At 55.9% G+C, this 18876-nt stretch carries 10 protein-coding genes and 4 pseudogenes; 9 read left to right on the top strand and 5 right to left on the bottom strand.

Features of this window, described 5'->3' with window-relative positions; all coding sequences use genetic code 11:
• The first annotated feature begins 245 nt into the window (after positions 1–245).
• From ACLIRY_RS20905 to ACLIRY_RS20895, 3 genes are all read left to right on the top strand, one after another.
• Positions 246–413 (top strand): hypothetical protein, encoded by a 168-nt coding sequence (locus tag ACLIRY_RS20905; protein WP_413207369.1) that lies wholly within the window; start codon positions 246–248, stop codon positions 411–413.
• A 529-nt stretch (positions 414–942) separates the two neighbouring features.
• Entirely contained in the window at positions 943–2727 is a 1785-nt protein-coding gene (locus ACLIRY_RS20900; protein WP_413207368.1) for a hypothetical protein, read from the top strand.
• Complete coding sequence (locus tag ACLIRY_RS20895; protein ID WP_413207367.1) at positions 2720–3046, top strand: heavy metal-binding domain-containing protein; 327 nt, start codon at positions 2720–2722, stop codon at positions 3044–3046. The genes ACLIRY_RS20900 and ACLIRY_RS20895 overlap by 8 nt, the downstream gene beginning before the upstream one ends.
• 379 nt (positions 3047–3425) lie before the next feature.
• Here the strand turns inward: ACLIRY_RS20895 and ACLIRY_RS20890 are convergent.
• The 3 pseudogenes from ACLIRY_RS20890 to ACLIRY_RS20880 form a co-directional block, all read right to left on the bottom strand.
• Positions 3426–3614 (bottom strand): annotated as a pseudogene (locus tag ACLIRY_RS20890) (IS66 family transposase); the annotation flags it as partial.
• A 56-nt stretch (positions 3615–3670) separates the two neighbouring features.
• Positions 3671–4918, bottom strand: a pseudogene (locus tag ACLIRY_RS20885) (IS3 family transposase).
• 202 nt (positions 4919–5120) lie between these two features.
• Positions 5121–5589 (bottom strand): annotated as a pseudogene (locus tag ACLIRY_RS20880) (transposase); the annotation flags it as partial.
• 226 nt (positions 5590–5815) lie between these two features.
• Between ACLIRY_RS20880 and ACLIRY_RS20875 the strand changes: the two are divergent.
• Positions 5816–10936 carry a hypothetical protein gene (locus ACLIRY_RS20875; RefSeq protein ID WP_413207366.1) on the top strand — a complete coding sequence of 1707 codons (5121 nt, stop codon included), beginning with the start codon at positions 5816–5818 and terminating at the stop codon, positions 10934–10936.
• A 116-nt stretch (positions 10937–11052) separates the two neighbouring features.
• Here ACLIRY_RS20875 and tnpB read toward each other — a convergent pair whose 3' ends face one another.
• Positions 11053–11388, bottom strand: a complete 336-nt coding sequence (gene tnpB, locus ACLIRY_RS20870) for an IS66 family insertion sequence element accessory protein TnpB (protein ID WP_413207365.1) — start codon at positions 11386–11388, stop codon at positions 11053–11055.
• Between tnpB and ACLIRY_RS20865 the strand changes: the two genes are divergently transcribed.
• The 5 genes from ACLIRY_RS20865 (at position 11362) to ACLIRY_RS20845 (ending at position 18370) form a co-directional block, all read left to right on the top strand.
• On the top strand, positions 11362–11661 hold the full coding sequence (locus ACLIRY_RS20865; protein WP_413207364.1) for a DUF2274 domain-containing protein: 300 nt from the start codon (positions 11362–11364) through the stop codon (positions 11659–11661). The two genes, tnpB and ACLIRY_RS20865, sit on opposite strands and share 27 nt — an antisense overlap.
• A gap of 176 nt (positions 11662–11837) precedes the next feature.
• Complete coding sequence (locus ACLIRY_RS20860) at positions 11838–12725, top strand: hypothetical protein (RefSeq protein ID WP_413207363.1); 888 nt, start codon at positions 11838–11840, stop codon at positions 12723–12725.
• A 289-nt stretch (positions 12726–13014) separates the two neighbouring features.
• The gene (locus ACLIRY_RS20855; RefSeq protein WP_413207362.1) at positions 13015–15033 is read left to right on the top strand and encodes a hypothetical protein; all 2019 of its coding nucleotides are present in this window, start codon (positions 13015–13017) and stop codon (positions 15031–15033) included.
• Positions 15033–16643, top strand: a complete 1611-nt coding sequence (locus tag ACLIRY_RS20850) for a hypothetical protein (RefSeq protein ID WP_413207361.1) — start codon at positions 15033–15035, stop codon at positions 16641–16643. The genes ACLIRY_RS20855 and ACLIRY_RS20850 overlap by 1 nt, the downstream gene beginning before the upstream one ends.
• 59 nt (positions 16644–16702) lie before the next feature.
• Positions 16703–18370: a hypothetical protein gene (locus ACLIRY_RS20845; RefSeq protein WP_413207360.1), complete on the top strand. Its 1668-nt coding sequence runs from the start codon at positions 16703–16705 to the stop codon at positions 18368–18370.
• A gap of 144 nt (positions 18371–18514) precedes the next feature.
• Here the strand turns inward: ACLIRY_RS20845 and ACLIRY_RS20840 are convergent.
• Positions 18515–18876 (bottom strand): annotated as a pseudogene (locus tag ACLIRY_RS20840) (IS66 family transposase); the annotation flags it as partial.

Here is an 18876-nt window from a genome sequence, read left to right as displayed (position 1 = left end):
CCCCCCTGTCGAAGGGGCGAGCCTTCCCTCACCGGTCGCTATCGACGGGAATACCCTGCGCGGCAGCTTCGATGCCTTTCACGACCGCAAGGCCGCCCATGTCATGAGCGCCTTATACCAGGGTGCGGTGAGTTTGACTCACCGCACCCTGGAAGCGGCCAAGTGGCCGCCGCGCCTTATGGCGCGTAAAAGCCCGCCTGGCGTTTGAACGCAAGAAAAGCGGCGTGGGTTTCAACCCGCGCCGCTTGGTATTAGCCACTAATGAGCAGATCATTCTTGGTTATCTGGCCATCGGCGAGAGTAGCAACGACATCCCCGCCGCCCAGGCCATGATCGCGGCGCTGGGGCTGACCGGGCGTCTGTTCACCCTGGACGCCATGCACTGTCAAAAAAACATTCGAAACGGCCCGTAACACCGGAAACCATTTCCTGGTCCAGGTGAAGGTCAACCAGTCCAATCTATGTGCCATCGCGAACAACACCGCTCCCGCCGACACTGCGTTCTCGCGCGACAGGCCGATCCCGCCAGGAAGATCGAACCGTTGAGGTGTTCCCGGTGGTCCTCGACGGCTCCCCAGCAACCGAATGGGCTGCGGCCATTCGAGGCCATTGGGGCATCAAGAACCGCAGCCACTATGTCCGTGATGTCTCCTGTGACGAGGACAAAAGCCGCACCCGAGACAATCCCGGATACATGGCCCGTGCCCGTAGCTTCGCCCTCAACATTTTGCGTAAAAAACGGCACCACCAACGTGGCCCAAGCCTTCTGGAACGGCGCTCTCAACCTCAATTACATCCAGGTCTATAACGCGATTGGATCAGCGTTGAGCAGTCTTTAGGTTGAAATTTGGCTGAATCGCTACTATTATAACCAATAAAGGGATAAAGGAATTATACAACCCAAAAATGCAGAAATCTAGATAGTCATCTCGGAGAACATCAATGCGCTCTTCAGCGATAATGTTGTCAGTATTCCTGATTGTTTCGAACAGTATGGCATCGCCCGTCGCCGCTCAAACTGTAGCAAATTGTAAAGTCGAAGATGACGGGGCCCTCTATAGCTCCTTGCAGTCCATTACTCAACCAACACTAGAAAGGGTGAACCAGGATTTCGATTATCTTGGCGCTGTCCAACAGGGCTGGCAAAATGCACGCATGAACGACATTCTCGCTCACGAAGCGACTACTGCCGCTCAACGATTGACGGACGAGTGGGGCGTTGTTCGGACCTATCTGACCGGCTGGGGTGTGCGTGCGGAAGAGGCAGCCAACATTATCGCAGACCGTGTGTTCAGAGGGGCGGCATTTGAGCAGGGAATCTCCAACGTAAGTCAGTACGCAATTGGTGGATTGACGAAGGGTATCGAGGCTAAACAGGAAATCTTAGCCGGTCGGCTACAGGATTGCCTTAATGGCTATTTGGGAAATCGGTATCCGCAAATTGTACAAAATTCACTGAGTAAACAAATTGCGTCGAAGAACCCAGATCTTCCCATAGAAGGAGGAAGTTTGCCACAGAAGGCATCCGTGCCCATGGCTACAGTTCTCGGAATTATTTTGATCGTTGGTCGCCGCGTTTTGGCTAAAGTTGCTTCACGAATCGCTGGCACTGTTGGGAAGCGAGTGGTAGGAAAGATTGTAGCCAGATTTATTCCAATTATAGGCTGGGTGCTGTTAGCCTATGAGGTAGCTTTTGCAAGCCAAGGAGCGATTCCTGCTATAACTCAAGCAATGTATGACGACAAAGTAGTCGTGGGGATCCAAACGGAGATCGCGACGGAGTTGCGCACAAATATGAATGAGCACATAGGACAAATCGCAGATGAGATCGTTTCAAACATCTTAAACGAGTGGAAGGAGTTTCAGCGCGCGCATGTTTTGATCTTGTCAAAGATGGAAACGGATCCAAAGTTCAAGCGGTACATGAGTACTTTTAACCCCGACGATGATCTTACACCTATCGATCTTGCGCTCTCCCGTGTTGTATCAATTGGAGGCGAAACATTACTCGATGAACTGTTGTCGAAAAGGCGTGTCGACGAAATTATCCACCTTCCAGATGGCGGATTTCAGATTGCAGAACAAACGGGTAATTTTGAAGTGGCATTCAGCTGGATGCGTCAGTGGGGCGGACAGATTGATGTAATCGCCAAATCTCGTCTCTTCAAAGTCCGGGCGCCTGACGATCTTAGTGACGCCGCACTAAGATTTCTGCTTGGGCTTGGTGAACCAGAAAGCATCGAAAAGCTAGGTTCTTTGCCGCCGGAACTCATCGAAACATTCCCTGCCTACAGAAAAGAGGGTGTTGAAAAAGTCGCAATTATGATGGAAAGGAATGAAGCTGCAGAATTCTTCGCAGCAATGCGGCAGATCACCGATATTCAGGCCCGCACCGAAATTTGGTCTGCTCTAGAAAGCGGTGAATATTCCTCTGACGAAATTTTGGGCAGTGCCGACAGCATCGCTGCCAGTCGCGATCAGTCGAAGGCCGCCCAGATACGCTTTGCGCCATTTACTGAGTTGTTATCGCCTCAAACGGTTCTCAACTTCGTAGCAGCTGTTTGGGATGGTTCCATTTCCTGGAGCGTCTTAAAGTCCAGGTATGGTATGATCTTTTTCGCAATTATCGGGATTATGGCGCTCATATTGCTTTTATTCCTTAGAGGTTTGCTGCCCTCCCGAACAAAAGTCATCATCAAGCACGAAAAGCCTACCACCGATGGATGAGATTCTAATAATCACAGCTGACTATCTGCCCGAAGAATTGCGTCACGCGAAACTTGGCTCAATGATCTTCGTCACGCATGTCAACGCAATTCACGTAATTAAAGATATCCGCGAGCAAATTACGAACGTTTTTGGGGGACGAATGACACGCTACGAGGACTTATTGCAGGAAGGCGCTGATGCAGCAGTCCAAAAGCTGAAGGAAAAACTCTCTGCCGGTAATTGGGACGGTGCTTACGCGGTCCACTTCTCGCATCCCACCATTGTCGAAGGGGGCTGTGAAATCATCTTGTCTGGCACCCCCTTCCGGCGTGCATAAACATCTTTAAAGCGGCTCAAGGTAGAGTTCTTAGCCTGTGGTATAACCCGAAAATTCTTCTGGCTTATGGCAGGGAGGTTTTCTGAAACCTTGTCTCGGAAATTTTTCCACGCTTTTGGAATGGTTCGTCGAAAGACTGTCGGGCAATCAGCAACATGGTCTGATTGAGCACGGCAAGGCGGCTGTTAACGTTTTTCACCGCGTCCGCATGCCGCGCCAGCTCAGCCGCGGCCCGGTCGGCTTGGTCCGCCGTGGCGGCGGTCTGGACAGCGGCCTCCGCTAGGCCGTCCACGGGGCGGCGGTGCGCAGCACGCGCTGGCGCCGCTTCAGAACCCTGCGCCGCGCTGCCTTCTGCTCTTCCCAGGTCATCTCCTTAGCGGAAGACAAAGAACTTGGTTCGCCACGCCTTGATCTGGCGCTGTAGGGTTTTTCCGGAGGGATGGGCCACGTGCATGGTCGGCAAACCGTCCAATCGTTGATTAGTCTTGGCCGCGTAGCTTTTCAGCGTGCTGTCCTTCAGGCTCTCTCGTCGCTTGCCGACACGGATGGCCCAGCGAAGATGATCCCGGTCCGGAGAGCGAAGACGTGTACCGGTCCACGGTTTTTGAAACACCGTGTTGAAGCCTATGCCGCTAATGCAGGCGGTTTGATCTGGTCGGCCCGGACCTGGGCCGGAGTTTTGTATCCGTGTCGCTGGATGATCCATTCTTCGTTGTGGCGGCGCCGGAAGTCGAAGAGGGCTTGGCGAAGGTCCTCAATGGTGCCGAATGTCCGTACCCAGAGGAGGTTCTCCTTCACGGTTCGGATGAAGCGTTCGGCGCATCCATTGCCTTCCGGGGCTCGGACAAAGGAAGGCGAGCTTTCGATCCCGAGGAAGTCGATTTCGGCCTGAAAGTCGTGGGCCACATACTGGCTTCCGTTATCGTGACGGAGTTTCAAGCCCTTGGCCACTTCCTTGGCGAAGGCGCCGAAGCGTTCACGGAAGGCCTGACGGATAGGCTCCAGGGCCTCGAAACGGGTCGCCCGTGTCGAGGCATGGATGCCGACGCATTCCGCCGAGCAATGGTTGACGGCGATTATCACGGAAACCTAGCCTTCGCCGGTCCAAGTGGCGGTCAGGTCTGTGCCCCACATTTCGTCCACACGCACCGTGCGAATGATCCCGTCATGAGTGCGTGATCCCCTGGGGCGTTCCCAGCGATCGGGAGCCTGAAGGTCGTTTTCCCGCATCACCCGGCGTTTGGCTGTCCGGATACCCATGAACCGAAGGCGCGCCCAGACCTTGCGGTACCCCTCGCCATCGAAAGGAGAGGCGCCCAGCACGGCGCGGATTTGGGCCACGAGGTCCGCATCGGACATGACACCCACCGGACCGCGCCGTTGGGGGGGCGGCAGGTCTGGCTCGGTGACGGTAGGCCGAGGCCCGTCCGATCCGACAAGCCCGAGCCACCCGGGTAACGCCGTAGGGTCGGTAGGAGGTGGGAGAGGTCCGCGCGCTCATCGCCTCGACCTCTTCCGGGCCAAAAGGCGCCCGCCCTCCAGCACATCGATTTTGCTCTCCAGGAGTTCGTTGGTGATCAGCACTTCCCCCGGCTTGGCGCGGAGGCGTTCGATTTCCAGATCCCGATTGTCCTTCTCCAGCGTCGCCAGTGCCGCCTCGCCTCCGATCAGGAAATCCACCCGCCATTCCGACAGGCGTGCCCCCGTCACCCCCAGCGATCGGGAGACCAATTCCAGATCCTCGCCCCGAAGCAGGCGGAAAACCGCGTCACGCCTGCGTTAGCGCGACATCCGACCGCCACGACCAACGCCCGGCCCGGGGCCTTCTTCACTTGCCCTCCGAGCTCCTTTCGAAGGCCCCGGGCCGCTCATGTTGCTCTCGTCCATGCTCTACCTCCACGCGGTCATCTACCGCTTATGAGGTGTCTCAATTAACTGTAGGCCAGAGGAGACGCGATTGTTCTGGCGGGCCTTTAGAGCAAATCCCGAGCAATCTGGAACAGATTGCGACGACGATTTGCTTCAATGTCAGAGGTTTGGAGCATATTGCGTGAATCACATTTCACGCAATATGCTCTAGATAGGTCGCATCCGGCCAGAGATAGGGCCACGCTCCTTCCAGAGGGCGTTGCCAGAACGCCGTGACCGGCTCATCAATGTCCTCGCAAAGCCTGGAAATATGGCTCTTTGAAGTACGGAAGCGCGAACGCACTCCCTTTGGTTGTGAAGCCCCCATGGCCTTCATGAGATCGTCCACCGAACGCGTTGAGATCCCTTGAATGTAAGCTTCTTGGATGACGGCGGTGAGCGCCTTTTTACTCATTCGGCGCGGCTCCAGGAATTCCGGGAAATTAACTCCCTTTGCGCAGTTTTGGGGGCTGGAGATTGATCGTGCCGACCCGGGTTTCCCCGTTCCGCTTCCGATAGCCGTTCCGCTGGGTCAGGCGGTTCGGGGAACGCCCTCCGAGGGCGGCGCCCGTTTTACCTTCCACTTCCAGCTCCATCAGCCGCTGGGCGGCGAAGCCCAGCATTTCGCGGAGGATATCGGCATCAGGTTCCTTGGCGAGAAGGGCTTACAAGGTCATGATATCGGTGATGGTCATCGTAAAGATCCCTGTCGTGTTTTGTCTGGTAGCAAAATCTTACCGGGCAATCGCAGTGATCATCGCTCCTACACCACTACCGGGGACATGATCGCGACAAAGTGCTGCATAGCTCGCAATCGGAAGCTCCGAGATCGTATCATCCGAGTATTACTAAGGTTTTGAAATGGCGAGGGGACAGACGCGGGGCGGCATCCATGCGATCCGCGGCTTCGATTACCAGGCGACGGTGATCCTTGATCGCCTGTCTGCGCACTTTGACGCGCATGGTGTCGGCGCGACGGTAAGACCGGAAGAGATCGATGATCTCGATCTAACCTGGTTCGCAGCAGATGGCGTCCAGAAACGACGCTTCGAGCAGATTAAAAAACCACGCGAGGATCGGAACCTCAACCCAACGGGCCGCCCCTGGACCATGGCTGAGGTTGCCCGTGACTTGCTCCCCGACACTCTTTCCCACCTCGAAGGCAATACGCATGAGCAGGTCTGGATCCTCGGCGACGGGGTCGAAACCGAGGTTACCGCCCTCGTCGCGGCCGGTCAGACGGCACCGGAACGCGCATCCGACGTTTACTGGCGGACTGTCCACCTGCTCGCCCGCGATGAGGCTCTGAAGGTCACCGTCGTAGAAGCACAGGTCCGGGCAAGCCTTCTACGTTGGTCTGCTCCCTCAAATCTTCCGCTCGCCCCGGATGCGGCGCTCTCTAACCTGATGGCAGAATTCCGGCGATACATCGTGGGGCTCGCAGGCGACCCTGCGATTGGCAACGCGTATTCGACCGGAGCACGACGCGTCCACGCCCTCCTACCGGACGTGCTCGCCAGGCTGCGCATCGAGTCTTTGTTCGGGTCCGAGGAGGAGGTCGCGCGCCGCGTCCGGGAACGCCTTGAGCATCGCTACTGCCTTCATCCGTCGGTCGTGGGAGCTACCCTGTTCCGCAATCTCCGGGGTTTCATCAACGACATTTCGAAGCAGCCGGGACGTTGGTTCGACCAAGACGAATTCGATTTGGAGCTGCGCTCGGTCTGGCCAACTATGACGCCGATTAGGGAGCCACCCATCCTCGACGACGGCCACATCCCCAGAGCCGACCTCTCTGCCCGGTTCACGGTTGGTTGGAGTGGGCGGGCCCTGGAGGCGGTCGGGGTCTCGGGAGCGGGCAAGACCATGCTCGCCGCAGAGGTCGTTGAACGATCTCGCTTCGTCGATCCCGACCGCGTTGTCCTCTACGCAGAGGTCCGGCCCGAGACCACGTTGCGTGATGTCCTAGTCGGGGCCGCGTTCCACTTACGACGGTTCGGGATCGGCCGACCTTTCGCCGTGGGCGTGGAGAGTATGACGGCGAGCGACACGGCAATGGCGCAACTGGCCGAGGCGCTGTCTTCGATTCCAAGAAGTCTACTGCTCCTCATTGACCTTGTCCAAGGGACATGCAACGAGGCTTTCGCCCGGGATCTTGCGACCTTTGTCAGGTCATTGGACCCGCTAGCGTTCCGGATTGCAGTCCTCGGTCAGGAGAGTGCTTTCCGGCAGCTCACGGCCCTCGACCGCGGGCAGCTTGGCGTGAGGAGTCTCGATGTACGGGGCTTTAACGTCGACGAGTTCATAACGCTCGCTCTCCGGCGTCATCCTGGACCGAACCACGCGCACTTCCACGAGGTATTCCACAGGGTGACGGCAGGCCGGACCGCTGGCCTCTACGCGAGACTAGCCCTGTCGCTCGCTGGCGCACCCACGCTGGAGGCCATGACGGATCTGTCGCAGCGGCCTGCCGACGAGATCCTCGAGCGTGCCGAGCAACTGCGCTTCGCTGGCATCAGCGACGGTGCTCGCTTGGCGGCGGAGAAGCTCGTCTGCTTCGCGCTGCCTTTCGGGCGCGCTGAGGCCGAGGCGGTGTTCCCCGACGACAATGTCGGCGCGGCAATTCGGGACTTGTTCGATCTCGGACTTCTTCGCGCGACGAGCAACGAAGAATACGAGATGCACGAAATCGTGCGAGCTGGCCTTGAGAGCCTGATCGCGCCGCACACACGCCGCGAAGCGCACGGCGCACTGGCGAACCACTATGCAAGGCAGGGAGATGTCGTCGCCGAGGTCCTGCACCTCGATCGGTCCAGCCGTTCGGAGGAGGCGCGGGAGCGCGCACGTGCCTCGTTTCTGCGCGGCGAACGGTGGGCAGGCCTCGCCGGCTTCGTAACGGCGCACAAGCTGGTTACGCCGGGCGAGGTGATCCGCGTAATGGCGGTGCTGGACAAGGTTGAGGGCGCTTACCTACTTGGCGAGATCCTCACACAGCTGAATGAGCCGGTGGACGTTGAAGAGATCACGGCCGTCCTACGCAGCCAGACCCAGCGATACGTTTCCGACTTCAATTGGGCGTTGGCGCTCGTCGAAGCCTGCCTCTCCCTCGAACCTGAAGGCCTGATCGATCTGATCCGCTTCGGTCTCCGCGTTGCGAGCGAGATCAGTCGTGATCAGCCCGAGCAGGATGATCATGGTTTGACCGTCATCCTGATCGCGGCCCGCCGACATGGGCGGAGGATCGGTCCGGAAGTGCTCGCGACGTTCGATGAAGCGGCGCCTGACACCAAGCGCCTTCTCCTGCCCCTCCTTCTCGCGGACGGCCGGCGTGACGCTCTCCGGCGCGCCCTGGCCTTCATCGCGGACGATGAGCCAGACGATCTCGACCGGCGCAGGACGCGTTGGTCGCACCGCGATCTCACTGTCGAGGGCCGTGAGGCGGCGACGGAGTTCCTAGCCGCTCTGCCGGACGTGGAGGGTCACGTCATGCTGGCGCACCGCTCTCCACTTCTCGGTCCGCTGGCTCCGGCCGTCTGGCACAATCGCCGCTCCCTCAGGCCGCACTGCGTTGACTTGTTGCAGACTACGGGGGCTGAGCCCGCGGTTCAGAAGGCAGCCATCCGCGTCCTGGCGCTCCTCGCGGAACCGCGCCTGTGTTCGCTTTGCGAGGTGCTCGCGGGGCAGAAAGACAACCCTATCTGCGGCTTCGCCGCTCTCGCGCCAAGCTTGGTACCGACGTTAGTCGATCGCATCCGTTACGAAGCGATCCTGCTCAATGAAGGAGAGAACATCGAGGTTCGGATAACCGCTCTCGCGGTCCTGACTGCGGTAGGGGCCGACCTCGGCGCGTTGTACGAGCTTCTCACGGCGCCCGGGGTGATCGAAGTCGGTCGTCCAGGCATCTGGCGGTTCCTCTTCCTACAGATGGCAGCGCGGGTCCCGTTCGCCGCTGCCATCCCGTTACTCGAAGCCGAGCTGTGGTCCGCCGAGACGGGCAAAGCAAACTTATTAATCAGCTCCCTGATGAGTCTCGGCCGCCTTCCTGTCGCTGCGGCGACCGCGATGTTGCAGAGAGCGTCCTCCCACCCTGACCGCTTAGTACGCGTGACGGCGGCTTTGTCGTTGGCTAACAGACGCACGAGGACGGCTCTCACGACTTTGAAGGAGCGTCTTACTGCCGAGACGGACCCGGCCATCGGCGGTCTTCTGGGGACTGCTATCGTGGCCTCAGGTGCCGCGTCGGTTGCCGACCTTTCTGGCGCGCCATACGAGTCGGTGCATCTCTCGTTGTGGCGATGCGTGCTGGCCGCGCGCACGCGCGATGCCTCCTTCGCACCCCAGCTCGTCCTGTTCGCCAACGACCCCAAAGCCAACTGGCAACTGCGCCGCGCCGCGATCAACGCGGCGGGGTTCCTGCCTTTCGAAGCTGCGCTCTCGCAGATGCTGCCCATCCTGCGCGAAGCCTCACCGTTGACTATCGACGATCACCAGAGCCTTTACACGCATTCCATGCTTTCATGGCTGTTGCTGGAGGCGGGGACGGACCTACTGTCGGCATTCCTCGGCGGCGAGCAGCGCTTCGTCGCGCTCGTGACGGGCATTCTCGAGGATGCGCAGGCCGACCTCATCGACTCGCGCGGTATAGCGCCCGGGGCGGAAACATCTAAGTGGCTCTACCATCGCCTCCTCGAGCGCGACTGGCCCGCAAACCTGGGCGTGCTTGACGATCTGATCAACGAGTTGAACGTCCCGCTGCTCCGCAATGCCGTCCTCCGTGCCCTGAAACGCACTGGTCGCATGGAACTGATCGAAGGCGAGCTCGCACGCGCAGGCCACGTTTGGATCGCGACGAAGTGCCTACTCGAGTGCCTGAGAGGCTCCCCGGCCGGCACGGCCGCTCGACTGGAGATGCTTGTGGCGCGCTCGCCGATAGCGGGCGAGCCACGGATCACATTCATCCTGGATAGAGCTCGTGAGGATGAGGTTGCGGCCAAGCCTACCCTCAGCACGTCCGAGGAGGTCAAACCTGTCCCGCAAAAATCAACGTTCAGCTACGAGGAGGCCGTATCGGCACTGACCGGCATAGAGCCGGACGCCGAGCTCCGCCGTCGAGCGCCTCTCGTTTTCGCGGAGATGACCTTCGCCCAGTTCGAGCACCTCCTGCGGTTGGCCGACCCGGCCAACGACCGCGATGTTGCAGCCGAGCGTTATATCCCCGAGGTCAGTCTCGGCCGCGAAAGTCACACCGTCGCGCGACGGGAGCGAACCTACACCGGCAGTTCGGAGGCGGCGGGAGCGTGGATTCGCCCTGCTCTAGTTGCCGTAAACCGCTTCGACATTCCGATCAATTGGCACGAGAAGCTCCTGTCCGGACCCTACCCGGACGCATACGCCGAGCGGCTGCTCGCTTGTCTCGCCGCAGCGGGCAACGCTGAGGCATTCTACCGGCTGCTTGATCGCGATAGCGATGCTCTACTTCCTCACATCAGCTCATACCGCGGACGCCAGCAAATCGCCGCCTATATCGACGACCGGCTGGTTCCGTTCCTCACCGTGTATTTATCATCCGGCACGGACGAGATATTCGCGGGCCTCTGTGGGCTCGCGCGGGCTATCGTGTCTCCATCCATCGATAGCGTACTGACCGCGTTGTTCCAGCGCTGGACGGGGACCTTCGTGCGTGGAGAAAATGCTGGGCCGAAACGGACCAGCATCGACCTTTGGCGTGCCTTCAATGATCTCGCGGGACATCCCCGCTTCGACCTAATCGAGGACTGGCATGGACTGCTGTCACCGGTGCTGCAGTGCTCGCTGCGGTGGTACGAGAAGCAGAAGGTCTTGCGCGTGCTCGAACGCGATCCTCGTTCATACATCCAGATAGAGTCGATGCTGTTCAAATGTGACGATTGGGAGCATTTCAGAGAAAGCGAAGTTGATCGCCTCGAGAGGGCTGCCGAGCGCCTTTTCGGTGAAGTGGCGGACTGATACCAAGGTGTGGTGAGTTTGCCTCAGCGCACCTTGGAAGCGGCCAAGTGGCCGCCGCGCCTTGTGGCGCGTAAAAGCCCGCCTGGCGTTTGAACGCAAGAAAAGCGGCGTGGGATTCAACCCACGCCGCTTGGTATGAGCCCAACAGGGAAGCGACACATCAGGGCGCAGGTCCGAGCCTTGGTGGCACGACTGGCCTCCGGCGGGAAGGCATCTTCGGGCCGCCAGGTGCGCTGGGGCATGCGCCAGTCGATCCCCTCGAGGAGCATGGAGAGTTGGGCCGACATCGGCGAAATCACGCCGCCCTCGGCCCGGGGCCAGACGAACCGGCCCCGCTCCAGGCGCTTGTTGAACAGGCAGAATCCCTGTCCTTCCCAGGCCAGGACCTTGATCAGATCGCCCCGCCGACGCCGGAAGACGAACAGATGGCCCGCGAAGGGATCCTTCCCCACGACGGTTACGGGGCCGACGCCACCACCACCCTCTCCGTCAACGCTGATTTGGGGCAGGCACCGGGGGACTATGCCGCCCTGTACAAGGCCATCTATGGGGAAGCGGAGACTGTCGCCGATCTGATCCCATTCATGCTGGAGGCCTTCCCGGACAGCGATCGTGCCTTCGCAAAGGCTCGCAAGGAGGATCTGCCTGGCTTGGATAGAGGAGAGCTACAGAAACGGACAGTCCTTAGGATCTGGAGGTTGTCTCTAATCGACTGTTATTATTGAATGTTCCGGACATTGGCCGAAAGTCGTGTGACTGATCCGAGATTGACTTCCACTCCGGCGCATTCTAGCATTCCCATATGCAATTAATGATAGTAAATATTTGTCTGGTAAATCTTTCACTGTCATATTGCTCGGTTCGTGTGTGTAACTCGTCGCAACTGAAAAAGGTGGTATTCATGCCATATAGTCAGCAAATAAGCCGGGAAAATCCCAATCTATTTCTCTTTCTTTTAGATCAATCGTACTCAATGACCGAAGAGTTTGGTCAACCCGACAAGGATGGCAATGCTCAAACCAAGGCAAATGCCCTAGCTGAGGCCGTCAATGCTACAATCAGCGAAGTTATTCTTCGGTGTACACGTGGCGAGGGTGTTCGGGAATATTTCGAAATTGGTATTTTAGGCTATGGCCCACAGGGAGAGTGCCGGTTCGCTTGGGAGGGCGGTCTGGTGGGGCAGACTGTTGCTTCTCTGCCGGAGATCAAACTGCATGCGGCCATTCAAAAATACAAACAAGAAACGGTGGTGCGGGGAAGAATCGTTGAAGAAGAATTGCAGGAAGAAACCTGGGTGAGGCCTGTAGCGGACGGAGGAACGCCTATGAAGGCGGCTCTCGAGCGGGCCAAGATTGTCGTCTCGGATTGGATTGCGAACCATCGGAGCTCCTACCCACCGATGGTGATTAATATCACCGATGGTATGGCGACGGATGTCATGGACGAGAGGGAGTTGGTGCAAGTCGCCAACGAGATTAAAAATCTCGAAACGGAAGACGGTAATGCGCTTTTGATTAACTGTCACATTACATCGCATAAGAAAGCGGCTGTTTATTTTCCCGGGGCACCGGAAGAGCTTCCAGACGACAATTATGCGAAGACACTTTACGAAATGTCGAGCGTTCTACCGCCGCAAATGAATGCCATCGTTGCCGAGATGTTTTCCAAGTCGACGGTCGGGGCGGCCGGGTTGCGGGGACTTGCCTATAACGCCGGTCCCGTGCAGCTGATTAAGTTCCTGGATATCGGAACCCGGCAAGCGTTGGACAATATGAGCCCGACGTCGTGATCATCCTGGCAAAAGCTGGTGGCGCGGTATCCGGGGCACGGCCTTTCTGTCGAGGGGTAAGGTGACATCCGGAGACCGCGGTTCGGCGCTGTGTTCTGTTCGTGTTTTCGTCGGCAAGGATACGGTGTCGGCCCGCATTGATCGAAGGAGATCCGGGCAGGCAGTCTTGAGTTGACGGGCGAGTCAAGCTCGGCGTTCGTGTCCGCAGGCCATGGCCGGTTGACTGTCTCGAGGCTTCGGCGATGTCTGCTCAAAGCAACACGCTGGCAGATGGATAAAGATCTTCGAAATGATTAGAACAAAAATCGTTGAAGTCTTATTGATCGATGAATCCGCCCATAGAGATGGACTCATTGGAATACCGAATATGAAGGATGTGGGTGAAGAACAGGTAAGGGAAAAAATTACTCAATCGGTTGTAGGTCGATATATAAAATTAAATGATGACGATATTGATCGGAAAGCTTTTTTATTCATTCACGAAGATTTTTTTGATTCAGAAGAAAGGAGGTGGATGGCAAGTGTATTGTCGGTAGATCTTCAATCTTGCAAGATATCTGAGCCTGATGAGGAAGGCAGGTTTCCTGTTAAAAATGCAGCGGCGTCTGTCTGCCTTACAATTTTTTTTTCCGATTTATCAAAAGAGCTTGGAAGTAAATATGAGAATACAGATATTGTTATTGTTTCATTTGTAATTTTGTTCGGTCAAAGTGATAGATTTGGTCATAAAAATAAAATAGTGGCAAATGACATAAAGGAAATCATAAGAAATAGAAGTGATTTTGATTTTTGTCCCAAAACAAAGGTGGAATTCGTTTTTTCTGGGTATGAGGTTGGTCATGGGTCAGAGGGTTATATTGCGCCCATTTACCGTGACATCATCTCTGAGTTCAATGGCGGAAGGTCGAACGCGTATACTATCATGCAGCCTGAGGGGAGTGCTGATCGCTCCTGGGACCGATTTAAGAAGACGATTCTTGCGGCGCGAGACTATGTGCGGGAAATAGCAAAGAAAAAAGAAACGGAAAGGAATACGGAGGGCGGTGCTGCGCCGACGATAAAAAAGGCGAGGGTCGCCGCCGGTCATGATGTGCCTCCGGCCAGAGCACCGGCCCCGCCTCCTGCGGGGGCGACCTCGAATCCACCTCGGACGGCTCAAGGGATCGCATCGGCAGCGAAGGAGAAAGCTGAACCGGCAGACCTTGATGCTTTGCAGTCTGAGCTGTCGCTTGTTGCGGCCCGGCCCGACGCTCCCGCCGCTGTATCCGAGACGGACCCGCTTTCGGTGAATGAGCAAAATGGAGAAAATTCCGTTGTCCTGTGCGAAACGTATCACAACTGGGTGAATGTTACGGCGGCGACCTGTGTCAAACCCAAGAATGACATTCTCTATACAGCGCAGGGGGTGGCCGCACGACTAAGTGACGACCGAATGACTGTATCTTGGCGTGGCGCGGATGAAGGCTTGGCTGATGATAATTTGCTTGTTGCGGTTTCCGATGGTGCGGGGTCGAGTGGGATTTTCAGTGGAGAATGGGCCGAGTATTTGATCCGGTACCTGCCGTCAGCACCACTGTCGAATTTGGCTGCGTTGGAAAGCTGGATTGAGGGGTTTTGCTGGGACTTCAAGGAGCGCTACGGTCGTTTGGCCAGCTCGGATGGTTTTAAGAAAAAGCGCTTTGTCAGTGAAGGGTCGTGCGCGACGCTTTCGTCCGCCTGGATTGCGAAACAGGAGGGCGGAGGAATACGGGCTGACCTTTGCGTTTATGGGGACAGCCCGGCCTTTCGGTTCAGTGTCCAGGCCGACGGCGTGTATCGGCTTCAGGATGTTTATCTGCCGTCGCCACCTGATCGGCGTTTGCAGGGGTTTATGCGGGACCCACACCTCCTGAATTGGAATGCCAACGCCAATGGTCTTCATGCGCTCTTTACGGAGACGGAGTTGCAAGCTGGTGATGTCTTGGTGATGTGCTCCGACGGCATCGGTCAGTATGTCCTGCTGAGTTACCTTACGTCCACCGACGTGCAGGAGAGTTCATCGGACCTTACGGAGCAACTGCTTGATGAGCTCAAAGACGTTGTTGACAGGGATCCGGGTGCCTTTGGGCGTTTGGCCAGAGCGTATTGCGATCGAAAAGCGGCTCCGGTCTGGTTCTCTGATGTGATTAAGGAGCTCAGGCGTCACATGGTCGATACCGGTGCTTTTTCCGATCACATGGCAGTCCTACTGAGCGAGGATCTGATAGCCAATGATGACTGTTCGCTGATCTTGGTCGATGTACCGTTTGCCGAAGGGAGATTGGGGTGATGGCGCCGGTAGAGTATCCGTCGATTTCTGACTACAAGCGGGCGGTGGGAACGCCGCATCGCTTCAAGACATTGAGACATCATACCATTCATCGGACCGGACCGCGTCGGGAGCCCTGGCAGGCGTCTGGAAACGTTGGTGTGGTGTTTCAAACAGCCGGGCCGGACCGATTGGCTTTGAAATGCTTTTTTCGTGATCCGGGGGAGCGCCTGGAGCGGTACCGGAAGCTCGAAAGCTACCTGGCGTCCCTCCCGGCAGGGCCGTTCGTCAAATTCACCGTGCTAGAAGATGAGATTGAAGTTGCTCCGCGAATGGGGAAAATAAGGTCCTTTCCTGTCTTGTCCATGGACTGGGTAGACGGGAAGCCGTTAGGACAGTTTCTCGATGACCTTTTAAAAAGAAACGGAGATCATAAAAAAATAATTAAATTGATTTATGAATCATGGAAAGAAACTAAAAAATACCTTAAGTGTTATAAAATTGCACACGGTGATATTAAACAGGATAACATTATTGTACGCAAAAATGGGGGCGTATCGTTAGTTGATTACGACAACGTATTTTTCCCATCTTTGCGCGGGAAATCGGCTTTGGAAGTTGGAAGTCAAAATTTTCAGCACCCCAATAGAAATGTCAAAGAATTTGATGAAAATTTTGATTTTTTTTCGAATCTTGTCGTTGATATATCCTTGTTAGCGTTGGCTGAAGATACCTCGTTGTTTCAAGAATACCATAACAGTGAAAACCTTATATTTTCTCGGGATGACTTCATAAATTATTTCGGCTCGGCTCTGATTCATCGTCTCAAAGCCACTCGAAATTCGGTGCTGGCGGCCAAGTTGGAGCAACTAGAGGAGCTTCTTGCTAGCTCCAGCGGAATTGCCGCTCCTCAGGAACCATGGATTTCAGAAAAAGAGCCTTATTTGTACGTTCTCACGTATGCGAATACGGGCGAAATGAAACGAGGAAGCGACGGGCAATCCGCAGCGGAAGCCACAGAAGATTTTGTTCAGACATTACTTGAGGATGCGCAGGCTATTTGTCTTAAACAAGGGAAATTGGAGGAAAAAATATATTTTTGTTTGATGCCTGTCGGTGGCAGGCAGAGTTATGTGTCTGGTCACGCGGAACCGTCTCCGATAAGTGTGGTCTCTCCGGGCGGGAAGCTGCCGGTCTCTCCGGCGAAAAACTGGAAAGCTGCCGGGGAACAGCTGGCGGACGTCCTTGCGCATTGGGGCCGTAGGTTCCCAAAGAGCTATCCCCCGACGGTGGTCTGGGTCGGCAACCAAGCGACGGAATTCAGCAGTTTGTTGCCGCCGTCCTCCTCGGAATTGGATGAGTGCTGCGTCTTTGCGGTTTGTCCGACACCCGAGATTGGACTGACGCACACAACCGTTCTTTGCCCGGACCGCAAAGATAATGTGTTGCCCGATCTGAGCCGCCCTTTCCTGGAGGCTTCGGCGTTGTCGGAGTCGATGGTTGACTATGGGCAGCGCACTTTCGGACTTGCCGTGCAAAAGGAGCGGCCGGGGGTTCTGATCAGTCGCCGTCTTCCCATGGTCCGGAAATTTCTTGAGGTGACATTGTTAGGGCCTCTCATTAGGCCTTGAGCGGAGGGTGAGGCAGGGAAAGGGTGCCAGCGCTTGACATTCACAGGCGAGAGGGGATCATGTCACAATTTACGCGTGGAGACTTTATTCATGCTGTTCGCAACGGCGCCAATCGATTCAAAGCTCTTCAAGATTATAAGCCAGCAGCAAGGGCACGTAATGGCGGTGGTGTTGATCTTCTGACTTATAACGGTAACAATGGTATTGTCTTTAAGGCATATAATCCAAAAAGTAAGTCTTACTTTGCTCTAAAATGTTTTGACGATTCTAGTGAAAGTCTAATTTCGTCATATAGAGAAATAGCAAATTACATAGAGAAAAGTCAAAAGTCCTATTTTGTGGATTTTTCTTTGCATGAGAGAGAGCTTGTTGTCAGCGCGGCTGGAAAAAATTTTGAATGTCCGGTGCTGCGGATGGAGTGGGTCGAAGCACCGACATTAGGAGAAAGGCTAAAAGTTCTTTGCCAAGCGAATGATATCGCCGCGATCGCCACGATCAGGGACAGTTGGATCACCGTATGTCTTGATCTCGTCGAGCAGAATGTCGCCCACGGCGATATCAGTGATGACAATGTGTTGATTTCCGATGGGGGGAGGGTCTCTCTAATCGATTATGACGGCATGTATGTGGCGTCGCTTGCGGGGCGAAAATCGCCAACGCTGGGGCATACCCATTTCAATCACCCAATGAGGTCGATCGATCATTTCGATCAAAGCATTGATGATTTTTCCATGCTGTTGGTGTCGGTCGGGCTGTCGGCCTTGGCTGTCCAACCTTCTCTTTTGCAGGAGTTTGAGGGGGCCGAAAAGCTCTTATTTGAAAAGAAAGATTTTTTAGATCCGGATCACTCTCCGGTTTTCGATCGTCTGAGAAATTTGGAGTCTAGCAGGCTGAATTTGGCCTTGAAAGTGATGGCCGACAGCTGCCGGTCGACGCGGATTGCCATTGCCGAATTGTCTTGGGCATTGAGGATTCTGTCCGACAGCAACGCCGCTGACTTAAAGGTCGATTTTTGGCAGGGTACGCCAAGAACGCCGGTCGATGAAGAAAGACAGGACGCTCGGCAGGAAAAGAAAGAGCCTGTAAAGACGCCTGAGCCGATCAAAGCTGGTGTCCCGGACCAAGTGCGTATTTTCTGGCCACCGGATCGGCGGAACGTTGCGATTGTCGGCGCGGCTCTTCTGCTTCTTGCTGCTGGGTTGAGAATTGCGGCGAGTCCGGCCTGGGATCAGGAGGGGGAAGAGGGGACTGTTTCCACGCCTGTCATCACTGACGAGGATGCGACGTCCCCAAGCGTCGGTGGCGTAGCGCCGCTTCCCGGGAAGCCGGATAAGCCCTATGGCAACAAAAAGCCGTCGCATGAGGTACAGCTTCCGGACTCACAAGAGAAAATTCCCCTGCCTTCGATCGTAAACTATAAGATTGCGCAGTCTTCTCAAGGAAAGAGTATTATTTTTATTGATGAAAGTGGTATTCAGCACAATTTGGGTGTGCGATTTTCTTTCGATACAAAAATGACGGAAATTCAATATCATGATAACTGTGAGTGTGTTTCGTTCATAGCAAAGGACAAACGTTACAATGTGGTGTATCTTTGGAGTTATAGGAAAAATATCCTTCATTTCCGAGCATATGATAAAACAGAGAAAAAGATAATTTTGAGTAATACTGAAATGACAAGGGTAGAAGTAGGGGTGTTAATGGTCGTTGGACGAAAACTGAAATGACGATGTGTCCCTGATGATGTTGAGAGGTCTTTTTAGAAAAAGGCTCTATTCATGAATCGCATTGATGCGGACGATCATGCCCCCATCGTGGCGCGCAGGCAGTAGCGGGGGGGGTGGATTGGAGTGCAGGGCGATGGGATGGAACCACTTGAGATACGATCCCAGATAGCGGGTAGCGAAGACGCTGTCTCCGCAATCAATGGCCTATTGGATATCCCGGAGCACATGGGCAAGGCAAACCTGATGGACCTGAGCCAGATCCTGTTGCCCGACATAGCGATCCGAGATCCAAACCTCTGGCCGGTGGCCGGTGGCCGGTGGCCGTCCAACACGGTTTCGGCCACGCTCTTGGCCCGTCGGGGCGCGATGTCATGGAGACCCGCGTCCTTGGCGAGGAAAACCCAATGCCAGTGGGGCACGCCCTCGATACGGGTCATGGTCTCGTCCGAGGCGATGACCTGGGCCTTGACCAACCGCTCGCGGATCGCGGCCCGGGCTTTTTCCAT

It is taken from the genome of Rhodospirillum sp. A1_3_36 (assembly GCF_047263945.1).
In the GTDB taxonomy this organism is placed as follows: Bacteria; Pseudomonadota; Alphaproteobacteria; order Rhodospirillales; family Rhodospirillaceae; genus Rhodospirillum.
This window is presented reverse-complemented; position numbering and strand designations above follow the sequence as displayed.